The organism is Robiginitalea insularis, assembly GCF_052497835.1.
Genome location: NZ_CP199296.1, coordinates 854,537 through 877,977, shown reverse-complemented (window position 1 = coordinate 877,977; position 23,441 = coordinate 854,537). Strand labels below are relative to the sequence as shown.

The window sequence follows — 23,441 nt, the reverse complement described above, 5'->3', positions numbered from 1 at the left end:
TTCTGCCGCCTGGCGTAACATGCGGTCGCTTTAATAAAATACTATGCAAATACTTGTAACGGGAGGACTGGGGTTTATAGGATCCCATACCGTTGTAGAATTACAGGAGGCAGGACATGATGTGGTCATTATCGACGATTGTTCCAATGCCTCGGAAGAGGTGCTGGACCGGATTACGGCCATAACCGGCAAACGGCCCGCTTTTGAAAAGATGGATTTAAGGGATCGCGATGCTGTGGAGGGTTTCTTCAGGGCCTATCCGGAGGTTTGTGGGGTAATCCATTTTGCTGCCTCCAAGGCGGTGGGAGAAAGTGTAGAGCAACCCCTGAAATATTACGAAAACAACTTGAGTTCCCTGGTTTATTTGCTGCAGCAACTGGTTAAGAAAGAGCAGGCGCATTTTATTTTTAGCTCCTCTTGTACGGTGTACGGGCAAGCAGACGAGATGCCCATCACCGAGCAGGCCCCGGTAAAGCCGGCAGAATCACCTTACGGGAATACCAAGCAGATAGGAGAGGAGATCATACGGGATACCTGCCGGGTTCAGGATAACTTCAGGGCCATTGCTCTGAGGTATTTTAACCCGATCGGGGCCCATCCTTCAACCGAGATTGGTGAGTTGCCCATTGGGGTACCCCAGAACCTGGTACCTTTTATCACCCAGACCGCTGCAGGGCTTCGCAAGGAGCTATCCGTTTTTGGAGATGATTATCCTACTCCCGACGGCACCTGTATACGAGATTACATCCATGTGGTGGATCTGGCAAAAGCACATGTGGTAGCCCTTGAGCGCTTGCTTCAGGAGAAGCAACAAGGTAACTATGAAGTATTTAACATTGGTACGGGCACTGGCAGTTCCGTTCTGGAGGTCATTCAAAGTTTTGAACGGGTTTCCGGAAAAAAGCTGAACTACAAAATAGTAGGCCGGCGGCCCGGGGATATTACAACCGCCTATGCAGATACTTCAAAGGCAAATGATGTGCTCGGGTGGAAGGCTAAATCCACCCTTGATGATGCCATGAAATCGGCCTGGCAGTGGGAACAAAAGATCCGCCAGGAAACACCTGAAATTTAGAACAACTTAAACGAGAACACTATGAAAAAATACCGCATCCTATTCTTGATGTTATGGGCAAGCATTTTGTCCTTCGGACAGCAAACCTACTTACAGTGCGGCAGCTTGCTGGACGTGGCTAGTGGAAAACTGCAAAACGAGAAAACCCTGGTAATTTCTGATAACCGTATCGTTGCGGTAGAAAATGGTTTTACAAAGGGGTCGGATCAGGACCAGGTGATAGATCTGAGAGCCTTTACAGTACTGCCCGGGCTGATCGATATGCATGTTCACATTGAAGGACAATCCAGCCCTGATCGCTATATCAAACAGTTTACGGCTAACCCGGCAGATGTTGCCTTTGAAGCTGCAGTTTATGCAGAACGCACGCTGATGGCCGGATTCACCACCGTCCGTGACCTGGGAGGATCCGGGGTAAACATTGCCCTGCGAAAAGCGATAGCCAGGGGTCTGACCCCCGGCCCAAGGATCTTTACAGCTGGAAAAGCCATCGCCACTACAGGCGGGCATGCAGACCCGACCAATGGCCGGGGTTATGACCTCATGGGAGATCCCGGACCAAAGGAAGGGGTCGTTAATTCCCCGGAAGACGGAAGAAAAGCGGTGCGGCAACGTTATAAGGAAGGAGCGGATGTGATAAAAATTACAGCTACAGGAGGGGTGCTCAGCGTAGCCAAAAACGGGCAAAATCCACAATTTACCATAGAGGAAATCAAGGCGATCACACAGACCGCAAGGGATTACGGAATGCTTTCTGCCGCACACGCCCATGGGGATGAAGGGATGCAGCGGGCGATAAAAGGAGGGATCAATACCATTGAGCACGGTACCATGATGAGTGAAGAAACCATGGAACTGATGAAGCAGTACGGCGTATACATGGTCCCAACCATCTCTGCGGGGAAAGAAGCGGCGCGCAATGCTGAAATCCCAGGGTATTTTCCTGCGGTAGTTGCCAAAAAAGCAAAAGAAATTGGCCCGCTCATCCAGGATACCTTTTCCAGGGCCTACAAAAAAGGCGTCCCGATTGCTTTTGGAACCGACGCGGGAGTATTCCCGCATGGGGAAAATGCAGGGGAATTCGCCTATATGGTTGAGGCTGGAATGCCTGCAGAGGCTGCTATCCGGGCTGCCACCATTACCAATTCAAAGCTGTTGGGAATGGGGGATTCCCTCGGACAACTTAAATCCGGCTTTTTGGCGGATATCATTGCAGTTGAAGGTAACCCGCTGGAAGATGTAGGCCTGCTGGCAAAGGTACAGTTCGTCATGAAAGACGGAAAGATCTACAAGAACTGAGCCCATAGGGTTACAGACAGCCGCTGATCAAATGAGAAAGGAGTTTGACAATAGTGCAGAGTTGCTGGCCTATGCCGGGCAACAGGAAATGTACGAAGAACTCTTGTTTCAGCTGAAAAAAGACGTAAACCGGGCCGGGATTTCATTTACTCTGAAGCTGGAGCCCGAACCCATGGCCGGTGAATTGACGGATTACCTGAAAGAACTCATTTACCGTTTGTTGCTCGAAAACTTTGACCAATACCTGACCCTGATGTATGCCATGGATATACCCGAACGGGCATTCAGGAATTTCACTCCCTCAGATGCAGTAGAGGCTTCAGAGCAAATTACCTTTAAAATACTGCAAAGGGAATGGTTAAAGGTATGGACCCGGCGGCATTACAAACCCTGACCTCAGAAGTAAAAACGGAGGAAAGGGGCCCACGGATCCGCATACAGGCTGCGGTTTTCATTGAATAAAAGGTCGTATCGAATGCCCACAGTCACATTTCCGGAGCGGTATCCAAGCCCGGCATATAAGGCAGGCAGCCAGTACTTTTCCCGAAACCCGTCATTATTGTAATCAAAACGTACGCGCAGCTGTTCAAATTCAAGGGAAGTCTGTAATTGCGGAATGGGATTAAAAAGGCTTATCAGGCTTCCTCCGTAAGCGAGCAGCTTGTCATCGCCAAATTTCGAGCTTGAAAAACTGACCCCCCAATCCAATGGCTATTTCCTCACTAGCCGGATAGATGGCGCTGGGAGCCAGGTTAACAGAATAGGCATCCCGTCCAAAACTAAGACCCAATCCGCCCCCATACTGCAGTTTGGAACCGAAAGATGCTCTTTGGGACGGAAGCAGGGATGGCGCAGTCAGGCAAATCAGCACTAAAAACACAAAAAAGTGCCGATTTTTTGGAAGAATGGTCTTAAATGGGGCCATACTGCAACAGTTTTGCTTAAAATACCTCTCCAAGTTACTCTATACATCTGAAAAATTGTATTTTTGATAAATTATTTTAAGCGAGTTTTACCAGCTTTTCGATGGACAAATATTCCTTTTTAAACGCGGCTCACACCGCTTTTTTTTCAGACCTATACGACCGTTACCGAACGCATCCGGACAGTGTAGAGCCCAGTTGGAGGGCTTTTTTCCAGGGATTTGATTTCGGGACCGAAAGCGCCCTGGAAGATCTGGACATCGATGCCCTGTCCGGGCTGGTACGCCATGGTGACGGGGCGGTAAGCTCTATGCCTGAGACCCTGCAAAAAGAATTCCAGGTTGTCCGCCTGATCGATGGCTATCGCAGCAGGGGTCATTTATTTACAAAAACAAACCCGGTAAGGGAAAGGAGAAGTTATTCCCCAACTCTGGACATTGAGAATTTTGGCCTGGTTGATTCCGATATGGAGGTAACCTTCAGTGCTGGGCAGATCCTAGGGATTGGCCCGAGCACTTTACGAAATATCATTGACCACCTGCAAAGCATCTATTGCGATGCCATAGGTGTGGAATATATGTATATCCGAAGCCCTGAACGGGTGCAGTGGATACAGGACTGGCTGAACGTAAATGACAACCACCCGAATTTCAATGCGGATACCAAGAAACACATCCTGCGGAAATTGAATGAGGCCGTATCCTTTGAAGCCTTCCTGCACACGAAATACGTTGGGCAAAAACGATTTTCTCTGGAAGGGAACGAATCGCTGATCCCGGCCCTTGATACCATTGTGGAACGGGCGGCTGAAATGGGGGTAAAAGAATTTGTCATGGGAATGGCCCACAGGGGTCGTTTAAATGTGCTTACCAATATCTTCGGGAAATCAGCCAAGGATATTTTCAGTGAATTTGACGGTAAGGATTACGAACAGGAGATCTTTGACGGGGATGTAAAATATCATTTGGGCTGGACCTCCGAACGCAAAACCGATTCCGGGGCCCGCATCAATATGAATATTGCCCCTAATCCATCGCACCTGGAGACGGTAGGAGCTGTAGTGGAGGGAATTACCAGGGCCAAACAGGATGCTCATTGCCCGGACAATGTAAGCAATGTGCTGCCAATTGTAGTTCACGGAGATGCTGCCATTGCCGGACAGGGGATTGCCTATGAGGTGGTTCAGATGGCCAGTCTGGATGGCTATGGAACCGGAGGGACCATCCATATGGTTGTCAATAATCAGATAGGGTTCACTACCAATTACCTGGACGGGCGCTCGTCCACTTATTGTACGGATGTGGGAAAAGTTACCCTTAGCCCGGTACTACATGTCAATGCGGATGATGCGGAAGCAGTGGTGCATGCCGCACTTTTTGCCCTGGAATACCGCATGCGGTTTCAAAGGGACGTTTTCCTTGATTTATTGGGCTATCGCAAATACGGCCACAACGAAGGAGACGAACCCCGCTTTACCCAGCCCAAGCTGTACAAGGCCATATCAAAGCATAAAAACCCCAGGGATATCTATGCGGAAAAGCTGATTTCTGAAGGGGTTATCGATGAGGACTACGTGGGCAAATTAGAGGCCGATTACCGCGCCAGCCTGGAAGAAAAGCTTGAGGATTCCCGAAAAGAAGATAAAACCGTGATTACCCCTTTCATGGAGGATGAATGGAAAGGTTTCGAGAATGCACGGGAATGGGAAATGATGGAACGGGTAGACACCAGCATCCCTAGGGAGAAGCTGGAAGAAATTGCCAGTGTGATTACTGAATTGCCCAAGAATAAAAAGTTTCTGCGCAAGGTAGAAAAACTTGTGGCAGACCGGCGTAAAATGTTTTATGAAACCGACAAGCTGGACTGGGCCATGGGGGAATTACTCGCCTACGGTTCCTTGCTGCAGGCTGGCTTTGACGTCCGCATGTCCGGACAGGATGTGGAACGGGGAACCTTTTCCCATCGCCACGCGGTAATGAAGGTAGAGGAGAGTGAAGAAGAAGTATTGCTCCTTAACCACCTCTCTGAGGATCAGGGAAAATTCCAGATATATAATTCCCTGCTCTCAGAATACGGGGTGGTAGGATTTGATTATGGGTATGCCATGGCCAGTCCGGGGACCCTCACCATTTGGGAGGCTCAGTTCGGAGACTTTAGCAATGGGGCCCAGATCATGATCGACCAATATATTTCTGCAGCTGAAGACAAGTGGAAAATTCAGAATGGACTGGTGATGCTACTCCCTCATGGGTACGAAGGACAGGGTGCCGAACACTCCTCTGCCCGTATGGAGCGTTACCTGCAGCTCTGCGCACGCGATAATATGTTCGTGGCAGATTGCAGCACCCCTGCAAATCTATTCCACCTGTTGCGTCGGCAAATGCTGGTAAACTATCGTAAACCGCTTATTGTGTTTACTCCAAAAAGCCTGTTGCGGCACCCCAAATGTGTTTCATCAGTACAGGAATTGGCAGAAGGACACTTCCAGGAAGTCATAGACGATACAGAAGCGGAAGTGGATAAAATAAAGTCACTGGTCTTTTGTACCGGAAAATTCTATTACGATTTGCTGGCGGCCAGGGAGGAACTTGAGCGGGACGATGTGGCCCTGGTGCGCATCGAACAATTATTCCCCTTACCTTCAGAGCAGATGAAGGAGATTATGGAAAAATACAAAAAGGCGGATGATATTGTATGGGCACAGGAAGAACCCCGAAATATGGGAGCCTGGAGCCATATGATGATGCATTTCAGCGAAGCATCCCGTTTACGGGTAGCCTCCAGAAGGTTCTATGCGTCTCCGGCTGCCGGAAGCGCTGTTCGGTCAAAAATGCGTCACCAGCAAGTCATTGACTATGTATTTGACAAAAGTAAAGACAATATGACCAGGCCGAAACAGCCTGCGGAAGCATCGAAATAAAAAACAAGAGTTAGAATAACTATAACCCAGAGTGCATGATTTTAGAGATGAAAGTTCCCTCACCCGGGGAATCCATTACAGAAGTTGAAATTGCCGAATGGCTGGTAGCCGATGGAGATTATGTTGAAAAGGACCAGGCAATAGCTGAGGTAGATTCAGATAAGGCCACCCTGGAACTTCCTGCGGAGGAAAGTGGAATTATCACCCTTAAGGCGGAAGTGGGAGATGCAGTTGCCGTAGGTGAAGTAGTTTGCCTTATCGATACCAGTGCGGAGAAGCCTGAAGGGGGTTCGAAGCCCGGGAAGGCTTCAGAGGAAAAGCAGGAAGCCAAAAAAGAAGACAAGAAAGATGCTTCGGGAGATACTGAAAAAAGTAAACCGCAAAAGGAGGAAAAGAAAAAAACCTATGCAAGCGGAACGGCCTCCCCGGCAGCTCGGAAAATAATGGATGAAAAAGGCGTGGATGCTTCTGAAGTGTCCGGATCGGGCAAGGATGGGCGGATCACCAAAGAAGATGCGGTAAAGGCTGTTCCCTCAATGGGTAGTCCGGGGTCCGGATCAAGAGGGGAATCCCGCACCAAGCTTTCTATGTTGCGTCGCAAGGTAGCAGAACGACTCGTTTCTGCGAAGAACGAAACGGCCATGCTCACCACCTTTAATGAGGTGGATATGTCTGCAATTTTTGAAATCAGGGAAGCGCATAAAGAAGCCTTTAAGGAAAAACACGGCGTTAGTCTGGGCTTTATGTCTTTCTTTACCAAAGCTGTCATCAGGGCCCTTCAGATGTATCCGGCAGTCAATTCTATGATAGACGGGAAGGAGATGATCAGCTACGATTATTGTGATATCAGTATTGCCGTGTCCGGGCCTAAGGGCCTGATGGTTCCGGTTATCCGAAACGCTGAAAACCTGAGTTTTCGAGGAATAGAAGCCGAGGTTAAAAGGCTGGCGCTTCGCGCAAGGGACGGGCAGATAACAGTTGATGAAATGACCGGAGGAACCTTTACAATTTCAAATGGCGGGGTATTCGGATCCATGCTTTCAACTCCAATAATCAACCCGCCCCAAAGTGGTATCCTTGGGATGCATAATATTGTGGACCGCCCTATTGTAAGGAATGATGCTATTGCGATAGCCCCTGTTATGTATGTAGCGCTTTCCTATGACCATCGAATTATAGATGGAAAGGAGTCTGTAGGATTCCTGGTAGCGGTTAAGGAAGCGGTAGAGAATCCTGTAGAGCACCTGATGGATGGGAACCTGGAGAAGGCCCTTGAATTATAGTGTTTGAATAAATATTTATTTTTTTGCTACTTCAAAAATAGCCGGCACTTTTTGTAGTCAATAACCGCTTTGCCTTTTCTCAGCACGTCTGCGCCAATGATACCGTCAACAGCAACGGCCTTATGTGCGGTGAGTGCCTGATTGACATGGCTTAGATCAAAAAGTACAATCTTTAATTTTTTCTTTTTCCATCCGGCCACCTCCAGGGTATTTTTGGTCGAAATAAGGGTCTCCATGTCAACAGCCCCGGCTCCTGCAGCCTTTATTTCTGAAGTTTCGGACCGTAGTTCGAAGGTTTCAATTCCTTCAAAACCCACACAGGTATTGGAAGCCCCAGTATCTAATATAAATCTTCCCGCAACCCCATTAAGGACCACATCCACTTCAAAATGTTCAGTATTGGTACGCCTGAGGGGTATTGCCGTATATCCTTTTTTCAGCAAGTGCTTTTTCAGCGATGCCATATCATTTTTTGACAAAGATAGTTCTATTTTTGTGGCATGAATCTTACGGATACACATGCCCACCTTTATGTAGAGGCTTTTGAAGAGGATAGGGAAGAAATTATTGAGCGGGCACTGGCAGCAGGGGTTAAGCGATTCTTTATCCCGGCAATAGATGCGTCTTATACCAAGGATATGCTGGCCTTAAAAAGAAAATATCCGCAACTTATGCATCTGATGTGTGGCCTGCATCCAACCCATGTGAAAGCCGATTACGAAAAGGAACTGGAACACGTCTCCCAACAATTGGCAAAGGGCGGCTATGTGGCGGTAGGCGAAATTGGTATTGATCTGTATTGGGATAAAAGCCATCTGCAGGAACAGACCGATGCTTTCAGGAGGCAGATCCGAATGGCAAAAGCCCATAAGCTGCCTATCGTAATCCATTGCAGGGAAGCCTTCGATGAGATATTTGAAGTACTTGAATCTGAAAAAGGCCCGGAGCTAAGAGGGATATTCCACTGTTTTACGGGAACCTATGAGCAGGCGCAGCAAGCAATATCCTACAATATGAAACTGGGAATCGGGGGAGTGGTTACTTTTAAAAATGGAAAAATTGACCAGTTTTTGAATAAAATCCCGTTGGAGCACATCGTTCTGGAAACCGATTCACCATATCTTGCTCCTGTGCCTTACCGGGGAAAACGAAATGAAAGTTCCTATCTTCGGGAAGTCTTAAAGAAACTTTCCGAAATTTATGGAAACACACAAGAATCTATAGCTTCCGCAACCACCACAAATTCCAAAGAGGTATTTGGCATTTAGTGTAAAACAGTCCGTACCCGTGAAAAACAAGACGCCGCAAATTTTACTGATCTACACCGGAGGTACCATTGGGATGGTTCGGGAATACGATTCGGGATCGTTACGGGCCTTTAATTTTAACAATCTGGTACAGCAAATCCCTGAATTGTATCAGTTAGACTGTACTATACATTCTGTATCCTTTTCCAAACCAATAGATTCTTCCAATATGAATCTCTCACACTGGAAACAGATTGCCTCCATTATTGAAAAACAATACAGTGATTACGATGGCTTTGTTGTTTTGCATGGAAGCGATACAATGAGTTATACAGCCTCTGCCCTGAGTTTTATGCTGGAAAACCTGGCTAAACCAGTAATTCTTACGGGATCTCAGTTGCCGATTGGAGATCTGCGGACTGATGCCAAAGAGAACCTTATCACCTCCATTCAATTCGCTTCCCTTAGGGAAGGAGGGCAGGCAGTTATACAGGAGGTATGCCTCTACTTTGAGAATAAATTATTCCGTGGCAACCGGACCACAAAAATGAATGCCGAACAGTTCGAGGCTTTTGATTCCCCTAATTACCCTGCTTTGGCCTATTCAGGGGTGCACCTGAGTGTTCAGCGCGAATTCCTCCTGAAAAAACAAAGCCGAAAGGCCCTGAAAGTACACCTGAAACTGGATAACAGAATTGGTATACTCAAACTGTTTCCCGGCATCCATGAGCAATGGGTGAGTGCCCTGTTGCAAACCCCGGGATTGAAAGCCCTTGTCCTGGAATCTTATGGAGCGGGAAATGCCCCAACGGAACCCTGGATGATCCATGCCTTAAAGGAGGCAGTAGACAGGGGACTGCATATTGTAAATGTCACCCAATGCAGGGGAGGCAGTGTCCTGATGGGCCAATATGAAACCAGTGTTGAACTGGCTCAGATCCCTTTGATTGACGGAAAGGATATTACAACGGAGGCTGCCCTGGCAAAATTGATGTACCTGCTTGGAAGCAGGGTTTCCTCAAATTCTTTCAAAACGATCTTCGAGGCTTCCCTCAGGGGCGAAATGGCCTAAAATTAAGGCTGCAAAATTTTACAGATTGCTAAAAATTTCGTTTCTTGGGCACCCCTGTTTGGGGGAATATTTAGAGAGGTGGCCGAGTGGTCGAAGGCGCACGCCTGGAAAGTGTGTATACACCAAAAGTGTATCGAGGGTTCGAATCCCTTCCTCTCTGCTCAAAAGGGAATCGTGCGCGAAGCGCACATTTCTTTGAAAAGAAGCGCGTCAAAAGCTTGCTTTTGCAAGTGCTGAAATTTCGAAGAAAAAAGACCGGCGCAGCCGGGCTATGATTCCCATGCTTGTCCGGCCCCCTGTTGGATGTTGGAGGTAAAGGGATCAGCGACAGCTAATCCCAGTGACAGGATTGAAAGGAAAATAGGGGCACAGCCTGGCTGTTCCGGGCTGTTTATCCCTGAAGACCGATCATATTGCAGGGGTTGTAGCAGCACTTTTGACAACCAAATTTTGTTGCATTAGCCTTTATTTGGGAGAAAAAGAGAGTAATCTGACCTCTCAATTTCCAATCCTGGGAACCAGCTGAGTCAAACCCCATTTTATGGAATATTCAAGGATATTCAATTTATTGGATCAAAAGCTTTAAAATATCCCGTGAATTTTGGGAAAATAGGGGCTAAGGCCCCCTAATTTTAATTTTTTAATTCTATTTTTTTTTTATCTTTAACCCTAATAACTAATCTAAATTTAAGTTTGAAAGAAATGAAAAAATTATTCTCTATCCTGGCAATGGCTGGGCTATTTGTCCTTAGTACAAATACGGTAAGCGCAAAAGCGAATGTAATGGTTTCGAATCTGTCTTCAACCTTGGCCACAGCGTCATTAATGCTTCAGGATGAGGCCGCAGCAGCTTCAGAGGATCGAGGGTTTACCCAAGTCTTAAAAGAGCAGTTTATTCAGGGGGGTGCCGGATTCATGGGAATCGTACTACTCTGTTTAATATTAGGACTGGCTGTTGCCATCGAAAGAATCATTTATCTGAATATGGCCAGTACCAATACCACCAAATTAAAGCAACAGGTTGAAGATGCCCTTGCTTCCGGTGGAATTGAAGCCGCAAAAGAAGTATGCCGTAATACCAAAGGCCCCGTTGCCTCTATTTACTATCAGGGTCTTGACCGTGCCGGTGAGAGCATAGAGTCTGCTGAAAAAGCAGTAGTTGCTTATGGTGGTGTTCAAATGGGCCAGCTTGAAAAGAATGTATCCTGGTTGTCGCTCTTTATCGCAATTGCCCCCATGCTTGGATTCATGGGAACGGTAATTGGTATGATTCAGGCCTTCCAGAAAATTAGCGCCGTTGGTAACCTGAGTGCATCCCTGATTGCAGGAGATATCCAGGTAGCACTTTTGACTACGGTTTTCGGTCTTATTACTGCGATCATTCTACAGATCTTTTACAATTATATCATTGCGAAAATTGACAGCATCGTTAATGATATGGAAGATTCATCGATCTCTTTGATCGATATGCTTGTTGATCACAAGAAATAAGTCGGACTCTTAAAACAAAAGCATGCATAAAATTGTAAAAATAGTATTGATTGTATTGGGAGCTATCGGAGCCATACTCTGGTTCCAGCTGCCTGATAAGAATGTACCGGTAGGGGAAGCCGTTGAAAACGGCGCGATGAATTTTATGTTCATCATTACCTATCTGCTGTTGGCAATAGCAGTATTGTTCAGCCTGGTATTTGCGTTGAAGAATTTGTTTTCTAATCCGGAAAGCCTCAAGAAATCCTTGTTTGTAATTATTGGATTTGCACTTGTGGTTATACTATCCTACGCCCTGTCCAATGGGGCAGACGGTACAGTAGAGGCAATGGCCAGCAGAAATGTGGCTACCACTGAAAGCGTAGTTAAGAATATTGGTGCAGGATTGAATGTATTTTTTATCCTGGTGATTATTGCCGTGGTTGCCATGGCATGGGGAGGAATCAAGAAAATGTCGAACAAGTAAATCTTTAGACAATGCCTAGAAGAGGAGCACCACCAGAAGTTAACGCAGGGTCCATGGCGGATATCGCCTTCCTGTTGTTGATCTTCTTTCTGGTAACCACTACCATTGAAACGGATTCAGGGCTGGACCGTATGTTGCCGCCCATAGAACCGCCGGATCAGGATGTGGTTATTAAGCAAAAAAACATCTTTACGGTGAATATCAACAAGAATGGCCAGTTGCTGGCTGAAGAGGAGTTGATAGAACTGACTGAATTAAGGGAACGGGCGATCGCCTTTCTCGATAACGGAGGAGATGGCACCTGTAATTATTGTAAAGGGAGGAAAGATGAATCTTCATCAGATAACCCTACCAAAGCAATTATATCCCTGAAAAACGATCGGGAAACGCGTTATGGCACCTATATTACCGTTCAGAATGAACTGGTGGGAGCCTATAATGACCTGAGAAACCGGGAGGCCCAAAGGCTGTTCGGAAGGGATTTTACAGAGATGGAAGCGGAATACCTGAACCCTGAAACCCCGTCTGAAATTCGGGACGAATTGAAGGATAAGGTAAAACGGATCCAGGATTTGTTTCCACAGAAACTTTCAGAAGCTGAGACTTCTACTAATTAAAAAGACGAAAAATGGCTAAGTTTAATAAGAAAAAAGACGGAGACGTACCAGCTGTATCCACGGCCTCGCTTCCCGATATTGTATTTATGCTGTTGTTCTTCTTTATGACGGTTACCACTATGAAAGACAGTACGCTGATGGTGGAAAATACCTTGCCAAATGCAAGTGAGACCAAAAAATTAGAGAAGAAAGATAGGGTAATCTATATTTTTGTAGGAGCCCCTACCAGTCAGTATCAAAAAGTTTTTGGTTCTGAACCGAAAATCCAGTTGAATGACAAGTTTGCCGATGTATCAGAGGTAGGCGATTTCATTCTTCAGGAAAGGGCCAAGAAGCCACAGGAGCTTCAGAATGTGCTGACAACAGCTCTTAAAGTTGATAAAGAGGCTAATATGGGACTTATATCCGATATTAAGCAGGAACTTAGAAAAGTGAATGCCCTTAAGGTAAACTATACCACCTTTGAGGGTGATGCATTCCGAAATCTGCAGTAAAGCAGGTTTCTTTTCAAACCTAAATAGATGCTTAAAAGCGCTTCAGTTACTGGGGCGCTTTTTTGCTAAACCACCCCTACAGATGCGGTTTTTGATTGTGTTTTTAATCAGTATCACGGGAGCTAATCTGATGGCGCAGATGCCTGGAGAACCGGCAGACCCGCGTTATTTTGAAGACCAGTTTTACCTGGGTTTGAACTACAACCTTTTACAGGATAAGCCCAATGCCGTATCACAAAATAATTTGTCATATGGGATTCATTTCGGTTTTATCAAAGACCTTCCGCTAAACAGCAAAAGGACTTTAGCTGCGGGGCTGGGCCTTGGATATGGGGTAAATTCGTATTATTCCAATTTAAGAGCTATTCGCAATGGTTCTTCATTTCAGTATCTGTTTCTGGATAATACAACATCTTACCGCAGGAATAAATTGGAAACCCACTTAATTGAGCTTCCTGTGCAATTGAGATGGCGGAACTCAACAGCCAGTGAATTTAAATTCTGGAGGGTGTATGCCGGAATGAAGTTCGGCTATATTGTGGGGAGCCGTTCTAAATTTGTTACTGCAGATTTTATCGATAGCTTTTATAATACAGATACCGAGAATTTTCAATACGGCCTTACCCTGGACGTTGGCTATAATACTTTCAACCTGCATGTATACTACGGGCTAAATGGGCTGTTTGAAGATGGAGTGGTGGGCCCCGATGGGCAATCGTTGCAATTGACCCCTTTAAGGATAGGCTTGATTTTTTATATACTCTGAAACCGGTTTTAAAAGCGGGACTTCATACCTCATAAAGTTTTGTTACCTCCCCTTCTGATGGAGGATTCGGAATAGTGCTAGATCCAGAACTGAATGAGGATTAATTGAGATATCACTCCCAAAAGCCATCCCGTAAGCAGGCTTGCCCGACCGTGTATATTGGAATACAATCGCGAAGAAGCAATAAGCCCGCTTACCAGGGTGCAGAGGCTTACAGCAACAATAATATTTTTTTCAAAATGCAGGCTCAGGTTGATTAAAAACATGAGCAAACTGCCTATGCCAACCATATGCAGGCTGATCACTTTTTTAAAGATCGCCATTAGCAGAGCAGCCGTATTGGCAAGGATAAGCCCCAGAAAAAAATAATAGATCTCCGGGCTGTAATGGTTGGGAATAATCCTGGAAAATATGAGCAGTAAAAGCGCCAGGTTGATCAGCAATGGATAAACCCGTTCTTCTGAGGAAAGCAGCTTATAGGTGCGCAGTATTCCAAGGTTTCGCAAGATGAGCAGGCTGATCGCAGGTATGACCACACTAAGTATAAAAATGGGCAACAGGCTTCCCATTTTCATCCCTTCCGGACTGTATTTGGGAGTGATTTCAAAGTAGAGGAAAGTACCGTAAAACGGAATTAACAGCGGATGAAAGGCATAGGAGATAATTTTACTCAGCCAATGTATCATATCTCTTTACGAAGTCTGGCCACCGGTATTCCCAGTTGTTCTCGGTATTTAGCTACTGTCCTACGGGCTATGGGATATCCCTTTTCCTTCAGGATCTTAGCCAGTTTATCGTCAGTGAGGGGTTTGCGCTTTTCTTCATCCCGAATGACGGTTTCCAGGATTTTCTTGATTTCCTTGGTCGAGACATCTTCTCCCTGCTCATTCTTTATGGACTCCGAGAAGTAATCCTTGATCAATTTGGTCCCGTAGGGAGTATCCACATATTTGCTATTGGCAACCCTGGATACCGTAGATACATCCATGCCGATCAGATCGGCAATATCTTTCAGAATCATGGGCCTCAGGTTGCGTTCATCTCCGGTAAGGAAGTATTCCTTCTGGTAATTCATGATCGCATCCATGGTGACGTAAAGGGTTTGTTGCCGCTGTTTTATAGCATCAATAAACCATTTGGCTGCATCCAGTTTCTGCTTGATGAACATTACAGCATCTTTCTGGGATTTCGATTTGTCGCGCGCATTTTTATAACCAGCCAGCATATTGCTGTATTCCTTGGATACATGTAGTTCCGGGGCATTGCGACCGTTCAGTGACAATTCCAGTTCTCCTTCAACAATCCTGATGGAGAAGTCCGGGACAATATGCTCCACTATTTTATTACTTCCGGAATAGGATCCTCCCGGCTTGGGATTTAACTTTTCAATTTCCCCAATAGCTTCTTTGAGTTCCTCCTCGCTAATGTCGTGCTTCTGCAATAATTTCTGATAGTGCTTTTTGCTGAAATGCTCAAATGACTTTTTAAGGATTTCTATGGCCATTTCAATGGCGGGGCTGCTCTCTTTTCTCTCAAGCTGCAGCAACAGGCATTCGTCCAGGGAACGGGCTCCTACCCCAGGGGGGTCCAGTTGCTGTACTTTTTTAAGTACCTGCCGGATGGTTTGCTCATCTGTAAAAATGTTTTGAGTAAAGGCGAGGTCATCCATAATGTCCGAGATCGGACGTCGGATATATCCACTTTCGTCTACACTACCCACCAGGAATTCGGCAATGCTCCATTCTTCATCACTCAGATATTCCGTATTAAGCTGGTTTAAAAGGTATTGATTAAAAGAGATCCCGGCTGCATACGGAATCTGCTTTTCCTCGTCATCCCCACTATAATTATTGGCACGGGTGCGATAATCGGGGATTTCGTCATCACTGAGGTAATCGTCAATGTTGATCTCATCTGCATTGATCACTTCCCCTTCATCCCCTTCATCGTAGGAATCCTGATAATCGTCCTCCGCGGAAACGGGGTCCTCCTTGCCCGGTTCCAGGGCCGGATTTTCTTCCAACTCCTGCTTGAGCCGCTGTTCAAAAGCCTGGGTGGGTAACTGAATCAGCTTCATAAGCTGAATCTGTTGCGGAGAGAGCTTTTGTGATAATTTAAATTGCAGGTGTTGTTTCAGCATAATCTTAAGCGGAAAGCCGTTCTTTAAACATAAATTTAATCAATTAGGCTTAAAACTCGGCGTTTTGCGGGGTTCTCGGAAAAGGGATCACATCCCTGATGTTTCCCATTCCGGTAGCGAATTGCACCAGCCTTTCGAAGCCTAGGCCAAAACCGGAATGCACAGCTGTTCCAAACCTGCGCAGATCCAGATACCACCAGAGTTCTTTTTCATCTATCCCAAGGGCTTTCATTTTTTGGGTGAGTACATCCAGGCGCTCCTCCCTTTGGGAGCCTCCCACGATTTCTCCAATGCCTGGAAAAAGGATATCCATGGCGCGCACTGTTTTTCCGTCTTCATTGAGGCGCATGTAAAAAGCCTTGATCTCAGCAGGATAATTGAAAAGGATTACAGGACACTTAAAATGCTTTTCGACCAGGTACCGCTCGTGCTCGCTTTGTAAATCTGTTCCCCAGCCTTCAATCGGATATTGAAATTTTTTCTTCTTATTAGGTTTGCTGTTTTTAAGGATATCGATTGCTTCGGTATAACTAACCCTTTTAAAGGGCTGGTCGGTTACAAAACGCAATTTGTCCATCAGGGGCATCTCGCTTCTCTCGGCCTGTGGCTTTGATTTTTCTTCATCAAGCAAGCGCTTTTCAAGAAACTCAAGGTCTTCCTGGCAATGCTCCAGGATATAACGAATGACCTGCTGTATAAAGTCTTCTGCCAGATCCATATTGGCATCCAGGTCGTAGAAGGCCATTTCCGGTTCTATCATCCAGAACTCAGCCAAATGCCTGGAGGTATTTGAGTTTTCGGCCCTGAAGGTTGGCCCGAAGGTATAAACCTTTCCAAGCCCCATGGCATAAGCCTCTGCTTCCAACTGCCCGGAAACGGTCAGGTTGGTCTCTTTGCCGAAAAAATCTTCCTTAAAATCTACTGTTCCCTCGGGGGTTAAGGGCGGTGATTTCGGATCAAGTATACTTACGCGAAACATTTCCCCGGCCCCTTCAGCATCCGAACCGGTTATAATAGGAGCATGGAAATAATAGAACCCCTCTGATGTAAAATACTGGTGTACCGCAAAGGCAAGGGCAGAGCGGACCCTCATAACCGCACTAAAGGTGTTGGTCCGAACCCTCAGGTGTGCCTGCTCCCTTAAAAACTCCATACTGTGTTTTTTAGGCTGAATCGGATACTGTTCCGGATTGGCCTCACCCAATACCTGCAGAGAGCTCACCTGTAATTCAATTTTTTGTCCTCTCCCCTGGCTGGGAACCACTTCCCCAACTACGCGCAGGGCGGCTCCGGTATTGATTTTGCGTAAGACATCGGGATCCATTTTTTCAAAATCCACCACACATTGCAGGTTCTGAAGCGTAGAGCCATCATTCAGGGCAATAAAGCGGTTGCTTCGAAAAGTTCGTACCCATCCGGATACAGTAAGTTCCTGGTGTAAAGCGGCTTCTTCAAGCAGTGATTTGATACTAGAGGATTTCATGCTATTATTAAACTGGTTTGAATGGGCAAAGATACGGTATTGAAGGAAATTGCTGAGCGCTGCAGCCCTTTAAAAAGCCTGAATGATAGCAGGTGGTACTTCTTTTAATCTATCGCATTTCCATTGTCCTCTTCCTCGGGCAATATATCGATTTGCGGCTTTTTCAGTACCTGTTTGTTGGCGATGTTTCGCTCCAGGGAAAGCAGCAGGGAAGGAAGCAGGATCAGGTTGGCCAGCATTGCAAAAAGCAAGGTAGCCGAAACCAGGGCACCCAGGGCTACGGTTCCTCCGAAATTAGAAATCGTAAAGACCGAAAAACCGAAAAAGAGTACTATGGAAGTATAAAACATACTCACCCCGGTCTCGCGCAGGGCTGCATATACGGATTTGCGGATACGCCAATGATGAGTGGCCAGTTCCTGCCGGTATTTTGCCAGAAAATGAATGGTGTCATCTACAGATATTCCGAATGCGATACTGAATACCAGGATGGTAGACGGTTTTATAGGGACCCCTGCAAAACCCATGACCCCGGCTGTAACCACCAATGGTAAAATATTTGGGATCAGGGAAATGACAATCATTCGGAACGACCGGAACAGATAGGCCATAAAGAGTGCGATCAGGCCGATTGCCAGGGCCAGCGACATGACCAGGTTGCGAACGAGGTATTTGGTGCCTTTCAGAAAAAGCAACGCTTTTCCTGTCAGGAAAACCTCATAGCGTTCTTCCGGGAAAGTCCTGGCAATTTCCTGCTTGAGTTCACGTTCAATTTCTTCCATGCGGTCTGTCTTTACATCGCGCATATAGGTGGTCATCCGGGCAACCTGCCCGCTGCTGTCCACAAAACTTTTCAGAAGATCTCCGTTTTCTTTCGATTTTCGGGCAACATCCAGAATAAAATTGCTTTCCTGGGAAGTAGGCAACTGATAGTATTTCGGAATCCCGTTATAAAAGGCCTGCTTTGAATATTTGACCAGATTCACTACGGATATCGAACGGGAAAGCTCCGGGGTTTCCTCTATAAAATTTCCCAGTTCATCCATTCGCCTTAAGGTTGCAGGTTTTAAAATGCCGTTCCGCCTTTTGGAGTCAACCACTATCTCAACGGGCATGATCCCGTCAAACTCCTTTTCAAAAAAACGTATGTCCTGGAAAAATTCAGCTTTCTTTGGCATGTCTTCAATGGGGCTGCCCGATATATCTATTTGGTAGATCCCGATAATACTGACTACAAGCAAGCTGATTGAGACGGCATACACCGTAATCCGGCGATGCCGCACCATGCGTTCCATCCAATTGACAAAGGCATCGATCCATCGTTTGTTGAGGTGTTTTAGATGCTTGGTTTTGGGCAGGGGCATAAAACTGTACAGAATAGGAATGATAAGCAGGGAGAGCACAAAGATTCCCAGGATATTGAGAGATGCCACGATTCCAAACTCGGTCAGTAACTTACTGTCCGTAATAATAAAAGTTGCAAAGCCCGAGGCCGTGGTGACATTTGTCATCAGGGTGGCATTTCCTATTTTGGAAATAACGCGCTGCAGGGAAAGTGCCTGATTCCCGTGTTTGTTAACTTCCTGCTGGTATTTATTGATCAGGAAGATGCAATTGGGAATCCCGATGACGATAATTACAGGTGGTATCAGGGCAGTGAGTACTGTAATTTCATATTGTAGTAGCCCGAGGGTTCCAAAAGCCCACATCACTCCTATGATCACCACGCAGATCGAAATGAAGGTTGCGCGGAAAGAGCGGAAAAAGAAGAAGAAAATCAGGGAGGTTACGGCCAGGGCGGCAAAGATGAATTTCCCGATTTCATCGATGATGTTCTGTGAATTCATCGTTCGGATATACGGCATCCCGGATACCCGCACCTTTAGCCCGGTTTCTTTTTGAAAATCAGTGACCAGGTTCTGCAAATCGTTAAGGACAAAATCTTTCCGGACTGGGGTGTTTACGAGATCCTTGTCCAGATACACTACAGTTCTGAGCGTCTGGGTTTCCTTGTTGAAAAGCAACTTCTCATAAAAGGGAAGCCGGGTAAAAAGCTCATTTTTCAACTGGTCCATTTCGGCCTGGTCCTTTACAGGTCCCTTTAGCCAGGGGTCCAATACGAATTCCTGTTTGACAGAATCTTTTACAAGCCGTTGCAGGTTATCAGTTGAAAGCACAAAATCTACTTCCGGAAAGGCCGCAAGTTGTTCACTGAAAATGTTCCAGCGATTGAATTGTTCAGGGGTATAAAGGCTGCTATCTCGAATAGCCAGGACGATGGTATTTCCTTCTTCCCCGAATTTCTTTAAGAATTCCTGATACTCAAGATTTATGGGGTGGTCATCAGGCAGCAGGTTTGCTTCTGAATTCGAGAAGCGCATGTGCTTCCATTGTGTAGCCAGTAAAACGGTTGCCAGGACAATGAGCAGCAGGATCAGGATCCGGTTCCTCAGAATAATCCTGGCCGTTTTTGCCCAAAAACCTTGTGTTAGTTTCGCTACCATCCCTTCAGTCGGGCGCAAAGGTAGAAAATGATTGTCACTGTACCCAACTTTTGCCGCTTTTGAACGCTTCTGGTTTTACCTTTTAACAGTTGGTAAGCATATAAGGGTCTGATTAAAAACGTATCTTTTGTGGTATGGCCTCAAAAGAAGAATATTCAAAACAGCGCAGATATCGAAAGCTGGCGCGCAGGGCATACAGGGGGGTTATCCTGGTATGTATCCTTGCTTTGATTTGTGCGGTTCTGATCTGGTATGTGGCCGATACCTCGCAGTAGGAGGATCAGTAGAAAAGTAGCTTGCTGGTGAACTGAAAAATAAGACTTAATTACACTTTCATGATTTCAGCCTCCTTCACTTCCAGAATTTTATCTATCTGTGAAATATATTTATCTGTGAGTTCCTGAATATCTATTTCGGCATTTTTTTCCAGGTCTTCGGAAATTTCCAGGGCCTTGATTTCCTTGTTTGCTTCCTGACGGGCAGAACGTACCCCTACTTTTGCATCCTCCGCTTCCGCCTTAGCCTGTTTTACCAGTTGCTTGCGTCTTTCCTCTGTTAAAGGGGGTACATTGATGATAACCATCTCCCCATTGTTCATGGGGTTAAAGCCCAGGTTGGCATTCATGATAGCGCTTTCAATTTCGGGTATCAAATTTTTTTCCCAGGGTTGTACTGAGATAGTTCGCCCATCCGGAGTGTTGATATTTGATACCTGAGACAGCGGGGTCTGACTCCCGTAATATTCTACCATAACGGAAGAAAGCATGGAAGGGCTGGCTTTCCCTGCACGGATTTTAACCAATTCCTTTTCCAGGTGTGAAATAGCTTTTTGCATACTGTCCCTGGTTGCCTCTAAAATAAAACTTACATCCTCATTCATAAGTGCTGTTGCTTAGCAGATAGAAATTTTTATTTAATATCAAAGATTTACCACAGTTCCGATATTTTCTCCGGCCACGATCTTCAGCAAATTCCCCTTTTTATTCATGTCAAAGACAACGATGGGCAATTCATTTTCCTGGCTGAGTGTAAAGGCTGTGGTATCCATTACCTTAAGACCCTTGCTGAGTACATCTTTAAAGCTGATACTGTCAAATTTTGTCGCGCTTTTATCCTTTTCCGGGTCGCTGCTGTAAATACCATCAACCCGGGTACCCTTCAGAATTACATCTGCCTCTATTTCTATAGCCCGGAGAACTGCTGCGGAATCTGTTGTAAAATATGGATTCCCGGTACCACCGCCAAAAATCACTACTCTTCCTTTTTCCAGGTGGCGCATGGCCCTGCGACGAATAAAAGGTTCTGCAACCTCATTGATCTTGATTGCAGACTGCAAACGGGTATCCACCCCGGCATCTTCCAGGGCCGCCTGCAGTGCCAAGCCGTTGATGACGGTTGCCAGCATCCCCATATGATCGCCCTGCACGCGGTCCATTCCGTTGCTGGCCCCGGCCAACCCACGGAATATATTACCTCCTCCAATGACAATGGCCACTTCTATACCCTTGTTAACCACTTCTTTGATTTCCTGGGCATATTCGGCCAGCCTTGAGGGGTCAATCCCGTATTGTCTTTCCCCCATCAGCGCTTCACCGCTCAATTTTAGAAGTATGCGCTTGTATTGCATGAATTTGCTATCTAGAATTCGAACAAAAATAATCAAAAATATTTAGCATTGCCTTTGTAATGGCAGGGGTTATAATTCCTAATTTATTCTAAAAAAACAGCAGCAAAACATATTAAATCAATAATCTTGTAGATGTAATTCAGTTTTATGAGAAAATATATTGTCTTCCTTTTCGCAAGTGTGCTTTTGGCAGGGTGCGGTTCCCTCAAACAAAACACCAGTATTACGGATGCCCCGGTTTTGGTAACTATAGATTTGGTCGGAGTGGAGGCGGACCGTGTGGAAGTGGTGCTGGACCCCGGAAGCATTCCGGGATCACAGTTGCGTTTTTTTATTCCCAAAACGGTACCCGGCACGTATAGCGAGGATAATTATGGTCGTTTTGTGGAAGATTTACAGGCCCTTGATGCCACCGGTAACCCACTGCAGGTAAAAAGGGACGACATGAACAGCTGGACCATCTACGGGGCACAGCAAATGGACAAAATACGCTATTACGTCAATGACACATTTGACACGGAAAGCGAGCAGGAGGAAGCTGTATTCTCCCCCGCGGGAAGCAATATCCTGAAAAATGAGAATTACCTGCTAAACCTGCATGGGTTTGTAGGGTATTTCGAAGGGTTAAAAGAACTCCCTTACCGCCTGGAATTCATTGTGCCGGCCGAAATGAGGCCGGTGACTTCCCTAAGGGAATTGCCCCTTGAGAACGGGAACTTTGGGTTCAGTGCAGATCGGTATTTTGAAGTAATCGATAACCCGGTTCAATTTACCTCACAACCTTCTGCGAGTTTTCAGGTAGGGGATATCCGGGTGCGACTCAGCGTTTATTCCCCTAATGAAACCTACTCGGCAGCTGACCTGAAACCCTCTATGGAACGGATGATGAAGGCCCAGAAAACCTTCCTCGGTGAAATAGACGGCACACGCGAATACAACATCCTGCTTTATTTGTCTACGCTGAATCCGGACGATGCTAGCGGTTTTGGCGCCCTTGAGCACCATACTTCCACAGTTGTGGTTTTGCCCGAACAAATGTCCAGGGAGCAGTTGGAACAAACGATGACAGATGTAGTCTCTCACGAATTTTTTCATATCGTTACCCCGCTTAACGTGCATTCAGAGGAGATACAGTATTTTGATTACAATAATCCCAGCATGTCGCAACATCTTTGGATGTATGAAGGAACTACAGAGTATTTTGCAAACCTCTTCCAAATACAGCAGGGGCTGATTGGAGAGGATGAATTTTATACCCGCATGGCTGCCAAGATACAGAATGCAAGCGGTTACAATGACTCCCTTTCTTTTACGGAGATGAGCAAAAACGTCCTTAAAGATCCTTACGCAGCCCAATATGCAAATGTTTATGAGAAAGGAGCCCTGATCAACATGGCTCTGGATCTTCGCCTGAGGGAACTCAGCGGAGGAGAAATGGGGGTGCTGGACCTGATGAAAACACTTTCTGAAAAATACGACGTAGACACGCCCTTCCGCGATGATACCCTAATTGATGAAATAGTTAGGCTTACCTATGCTGAGATTCGGCCGTTCTTTGAGAAACACGTCATGGGCGGGCAGCCCATCCCTTATGAGGAATATTTTGCAAAAGCAGGCCTCGGCACCCGTGAAGTTGCAGTTGAATGCGGCTTTTTTCTCAACGGACAGATTCCCTTCATTGATGTGGATCCATCCAATACAGATGAAATATTTATCCGCAAGGGGATCCGCCTGAACACCTTCTTTACCGAATTAGGTGCAGAAGGAGGGGATGTGATCAAAGAGATAAACGGGGTACCTATTACCCTTGAGTCTGTCAGGAACATTGTGGGCGAAAGTTTCGGATGGAATGCAGAAACACCCATTGAGATGGTTGTTGAGCGGGAAGGGGAGCAGATTACCCTTAAAGGAACGGCTGGAAAACCTACTGTAGTTCAAAACCGTTTGTCCCCGCTACCGGAGGCCACTGAACAACAAAAAGCCCTGCGGGAAGCGTGGTTGCGTGGTTAAAATAAAAAACGCCCCATTGAGGGG

General features: G+C 46.1%; 23 protein-coding genes and 1 tRNA gene. 15 read left to right on the top strand and 9 right to left on the bottom strand.

Going from position 1 to position 23,441, the window contains the following annotated elements:
- Positions 1 to 43 precede the first annotated feature (43 nt).
- Genes galE through ACT6NV_RS03970 form a run of 3 tightly spaced genes read left to right on the top strand, consistent with a single transcriptional unit; the run spans position 44 to position 2,768 of the window.
- Positions 44 to 1,075, top strand: coding sequence for a UDP-glucose 4-epimerase GalE (gene galE, locus ACT6NV_RS03980; RefSeq protein WP_445385973.1), 1,032 nt, complete (start codon positions 44 to 46; stop codon positions 1,073 to 1,075).
- 21 nt (positions 1,076 to 1,096) lie between these two features.
- A complete protein-coding gene (locus ACT6NV_RS03975) occupies positions 1,097 to 2,374 on the top strand; it encodes an amidohydrolase family protein (RefSeq protein WP_445385972.1) in 1,278 nt (425 codons plus the stop codon).
- 31 nt (positions 2,375 to 2,405) lie between these two features.
- Positions 2,406 to 2,768, top strand: a complete 363-nt coding sequence (locus ACT6NV_RS03970) for a hypothetical protein (RefSeq protein WP_445385971.1) — start codon at positions 2,406 to 2,408, stop codon at positions 2,766 to 2,768.
- A 2-nt stretch (positions 2,769 to 2,770) separates the two neighbouring features.
- Here ACT6NV_RS03970 and ACT6NV_RS03965 read toward each other — a convergent pair whose 3' ends face one another.
- Together ACT6NV_RS03965 and ACT6NV_RS03960 are read right to left on the bottom strand one after the other, a co-directional pair.
- Positions 2,771 to 3,082 carry a hypothetical protein gene (locus ACT6NV_RS03965; protein WP_445385970.1) on the bottom strand — a complete coding sequence of 104 codons (312 nt, stop codon included), beginning with the start codon at positions 3,080 to 3,082 and terminating at the stop codon, positions 2,771 to 2,773.
- A complete protein-coding gene (locus tag ACT6NV_RS03960; protein ID WP_445385969.1) occupies positions 3,039 to 3,299 on the bottom strand; it encodes a hypothetical protein in 261 nt (86 codons plus the stop codon). The genes ACT6NV_RS03965 and ACT6NV_RS03960 overlap by 44 nt, the downstream gene beginning before the upstream one ends.
- 101 nt (positions 3,300 to 3,400) lie before the next feature.
- Here ACT6NV_RS03960 and ACT6NV_RS03955 point away from each other — a divergent pair, with 101 nt between their 5' ends.
- Together ACT6NV_RS03955 and odhB are read left to right on the top strand one after the other, a co-directional pair.
- Positions 3,401 to 6,217: a 2-oxoglutarate dehydrogenase E1 component gene (locus ACT6NV_RS03955; RefSeq protein ID WP_445385968.1), complete on the top strand. Its 2,817-nt coding sequence runs from the start codon at positions 3,401 to 3,403 to the stop codon at positions 6,215 to 6,217.
- A 35-nt stretch (positions 6,218 to 6,252) separates the two neighbouring features.
- A complete protein-coding gene (odhB, locus tag ACT6NV_RS03950; protein ID WP_445385967.1) occupies positions 6,253 to 7,500 on the top strand; it encodes a 2-oxoglutarate dehydrogenase complex dihydrolipoyllysine-residue succinyltransferase in 1,248 nt (415 codons plus the stop codon).
- A 26-nt stretch (positions 7,501 to 7,526) separates the two neighbouring features.
- On the opposite strand, the gene ACT6NV_RS03945 is transcribed toward odhB, so the two are convergent.
- Entirely contained in the window at positions 7,527 to 7,964 is a 438-nt protein-coding gene (locus ACT6NV_RS03945) for an aspartyl protease family protein (RefSeq protein WP_445385966.1), read from the bottom strand.
- 36 nt (positions 7,965 to 8,000) lie between these two features.
- On the opposite strand from ACT6NV_RS03945, the gene ACT6NV_RS03940 reads away from it, so the two are divergent.
- The 8 genes from ACT6NV_RS03940 (at position 8,001) to ACT6NV_RS03905 (ending at position 13,653) form a co-directional block, all read left to right on the top strand.
- The gene (locus ACT6NV_RS03940; RefSeq protein WP_445385965.1) at positions 8,001 to 8,768 is read left to right on the top strand and encodes a TatD family hydrolase; all 768 of its coding nucleotides are present in this window, start codon (positions 8,001 to 8,003) and stop codon (positions 8,766 to 8,768) included.
- A 19-nt stretch (positions 8,769 to 8,787) separates the two neighbouring features.
- Complete coding sequence (locus ACT6NV_RS03935) at positions 8,788 to 9,819, top strand: asparaginase (RefSeq protein WP_445385964.1); 1,032 nt, start codon at positions 8,788 to 8,790, stop codon at positions 9,817 to 9,819.
- A gap of 72 nt (positions 9,820 to 9,891) precedes the next feature.
- Positions 9,892 to 9,979 (top strand) — tRNA-Ser (locus tag ACT6NV_RS03930).
- A gap of 542 nt (positions 9,980 to 10,521) precedes the next feature.
- Positions 10,522 to 11,310 (top strand): MotA/TolQ/ExbB proton channel family protein, encoded by a 789-nt coding sequence (locus ACT6NV_RS03925; RefSeq protein WP_445383175.1) that lies wholly within the window; start codon positions 10,522 to 10,524, stop codon positions 11,308 to 11,310.
- A gap of 22 nt (positions 11,311 to 11,332) precedes the next feature.
- The gene (locus ACT6NV_RS03920) at positions 11,333 to 11,776 is read left to right on the top strand and encodes a hypothetical protein (RefSeq protein WP_445385963.1); all 444 of its coding nucleotides are present in this window, start codon (positions 11,333 to 11,335) and stop codon (positions 11,774 to 11,776) included.
- A gap of 11 nt (positions 11,777 to 11,787) precedes the next feature.
- Complete coding sequence (locus ACT6NV_RS03915; protein WP_445385962.1) at positions 11,788 to 12,393, top strand: ExbD/TolR family protein; 606 nt, start codon at positions 11,788 to 11,790, stop codon at positions 12,391 to 12,393.
- 11 nt (positions 12,394 to 12,404) lie between these two features.
- The gene (locus tag ACT6NV_RS03910) at positions 12,405 to 12,887 is read left to right on the top strand and encodes an ExbD/TolR family protein (RefSeq protein ID WP_445383172.1); all 483 of its coding nucleotides are present in this window, start codon (positions 12,405 to 12,407) and stop codon (positions 12,885 to 12,887) included.
- An 82-nt stretch (positions 12,888 to 12,969) separates the two neighbouring features.
- Complete coding sequence (locus tag ACT6NV_RS03905; RefSeq protein ID WP_445385961.1) at positions 12,970 to 13,653, top strand: porin family protein; 684 nt, start codon at positions 12,970 to 12,972, stop codon at positions 13,651 to 13,653.
- A 77-nt stretch (positions 13,654 to 13,730) separates the two neighbouring features.
- On the opposite strand, the gene ACT6NV_RS03900 is transcribed toward ACT6NV_RS03905, so the two are convergent.
- The 4 genes from ACT6NV_RS03900 to ACT6NV_RS03885 all read right to left on the bottom strand — a co-directional run bounded on the left by ACT6NV_RS03900 (position 13,731) and on the right by ACT6NV_RS03885 (position 19,780).
- Positions 13,731 to 14,339, bottom strand: a complete 609-nt coding sequence (locus ACT6NV_RS03900; protein WP_445385960.1) for a hypothetical protein — start codon at positions 14,337 to 14,339, stop codon at positions 13,731 to 13,733.
- A complete protein-coding gene (gene rpoN / locus ACT6NV_RS03895; protein ID WP_445385959.1) occupies positions 14,336 to 15,793 on the bottom strand; it encodes an RNA polymerase factor sigma-54 in 1,458 nt (485 codons plus the stop codon). Before rpoN ends, ACT6NV_RS03900 begins: the two co-directional genes overlap by 4 nt.
- Positions 15,794 to 15,842: 49 nt before the next feature.
- On the bottom strand, positions 15,843 to 17,276 hold the full coding sequence (gene asnS / locus ACT6NV_RS03890; protein WP_445385958.1) for an asparagine--tRNA ligase: 1,434 nt from the start codon (positions 17,274 to 17,276) through the stop codon (positions 15,843 to 15,845).
- A gap of 104 nt (positions 17,277 to 17,380) precedes the next feature.
- Positions 17,381 to 19,780, bottom strand: a complete 2,400-nt coding sequence (locus ACT6NV_RS03885) for an efflux RND transporter permease subunit (RefSeq protein ID WP_445386665.1) — start codon at positions 19,778 to 19,780, stop codon at positions 17,381 to 17,383.
- 134 nt (positions 19,781 to 19,914) lie between these two features.
- On the opposite strand from ACT6NV_RS03885, the gene ACT6NV_RS03880 reads away from it, so the two are divergent.
- Positions 19,915 to 20,055: a hypothetical protein gene (locus ACT6NV_RS03880; protein ID WP_445385957.1), complete on the top strand. Its 141-nt coding sequence runs from the start codon at positions 19,915 to 19,917 to the stop codon at positions 20,053 to 20,055.
- 50 nt (positions 20,056 to 20,105) lie between these two features.
- Here ACT6NV_RS03880 and frr read toward each other — a convergent pair whose 3' ends face one another.
- Both frr and pyrH read right to left on the bottom strand, forming a co-directional pair.
- Positions 20,106 to 20,660: a ribosome recycling factor gene (gene frr, locus ACT6NV_RS03875; protein ID WP_445385956.1), complete on the bottom strand. Its 555-nt coding sequence runs from the start codon at positions 20,658 to 20,660 to the stop codon at positions 20,106 to 20,108.
- Between the two features lie 39 nt (positions 20,661 to 20,699).
- Complete coding sequence (gene pyrH / locus ACT6NV_RS03870) at positions 20,700 to 21,407, bottom strand: UMP kinase (RefSeq protein WP_445385955.1); 708 nt, start codon at positions 21,405 to 21,407, stop codon at positions 20,700 to 20,702.
- A gap of 147 nt (positions 21,408 to 21,554) precedes the next feature.
- Between pyrH and ACT6NV_RS03865 the strand changes: the two genes are divergently transcribed.
- Positions 21,555 to 23,417 carry a M61 family metallopeptidase gene (locus ACT6NV_RS03865; protein WP_445385954.1) on the top strand — a complete coding sequence of 621 codons (1,863 nt, stop codon included), beginning with the start codon at positions 21,555 to 21,557 and terminating at the stop codon, positions 23,415 to 23,417.
- The last annotated feature ends 24 nt before the right edge of the window (positions 23,418 to 23,441 follow it).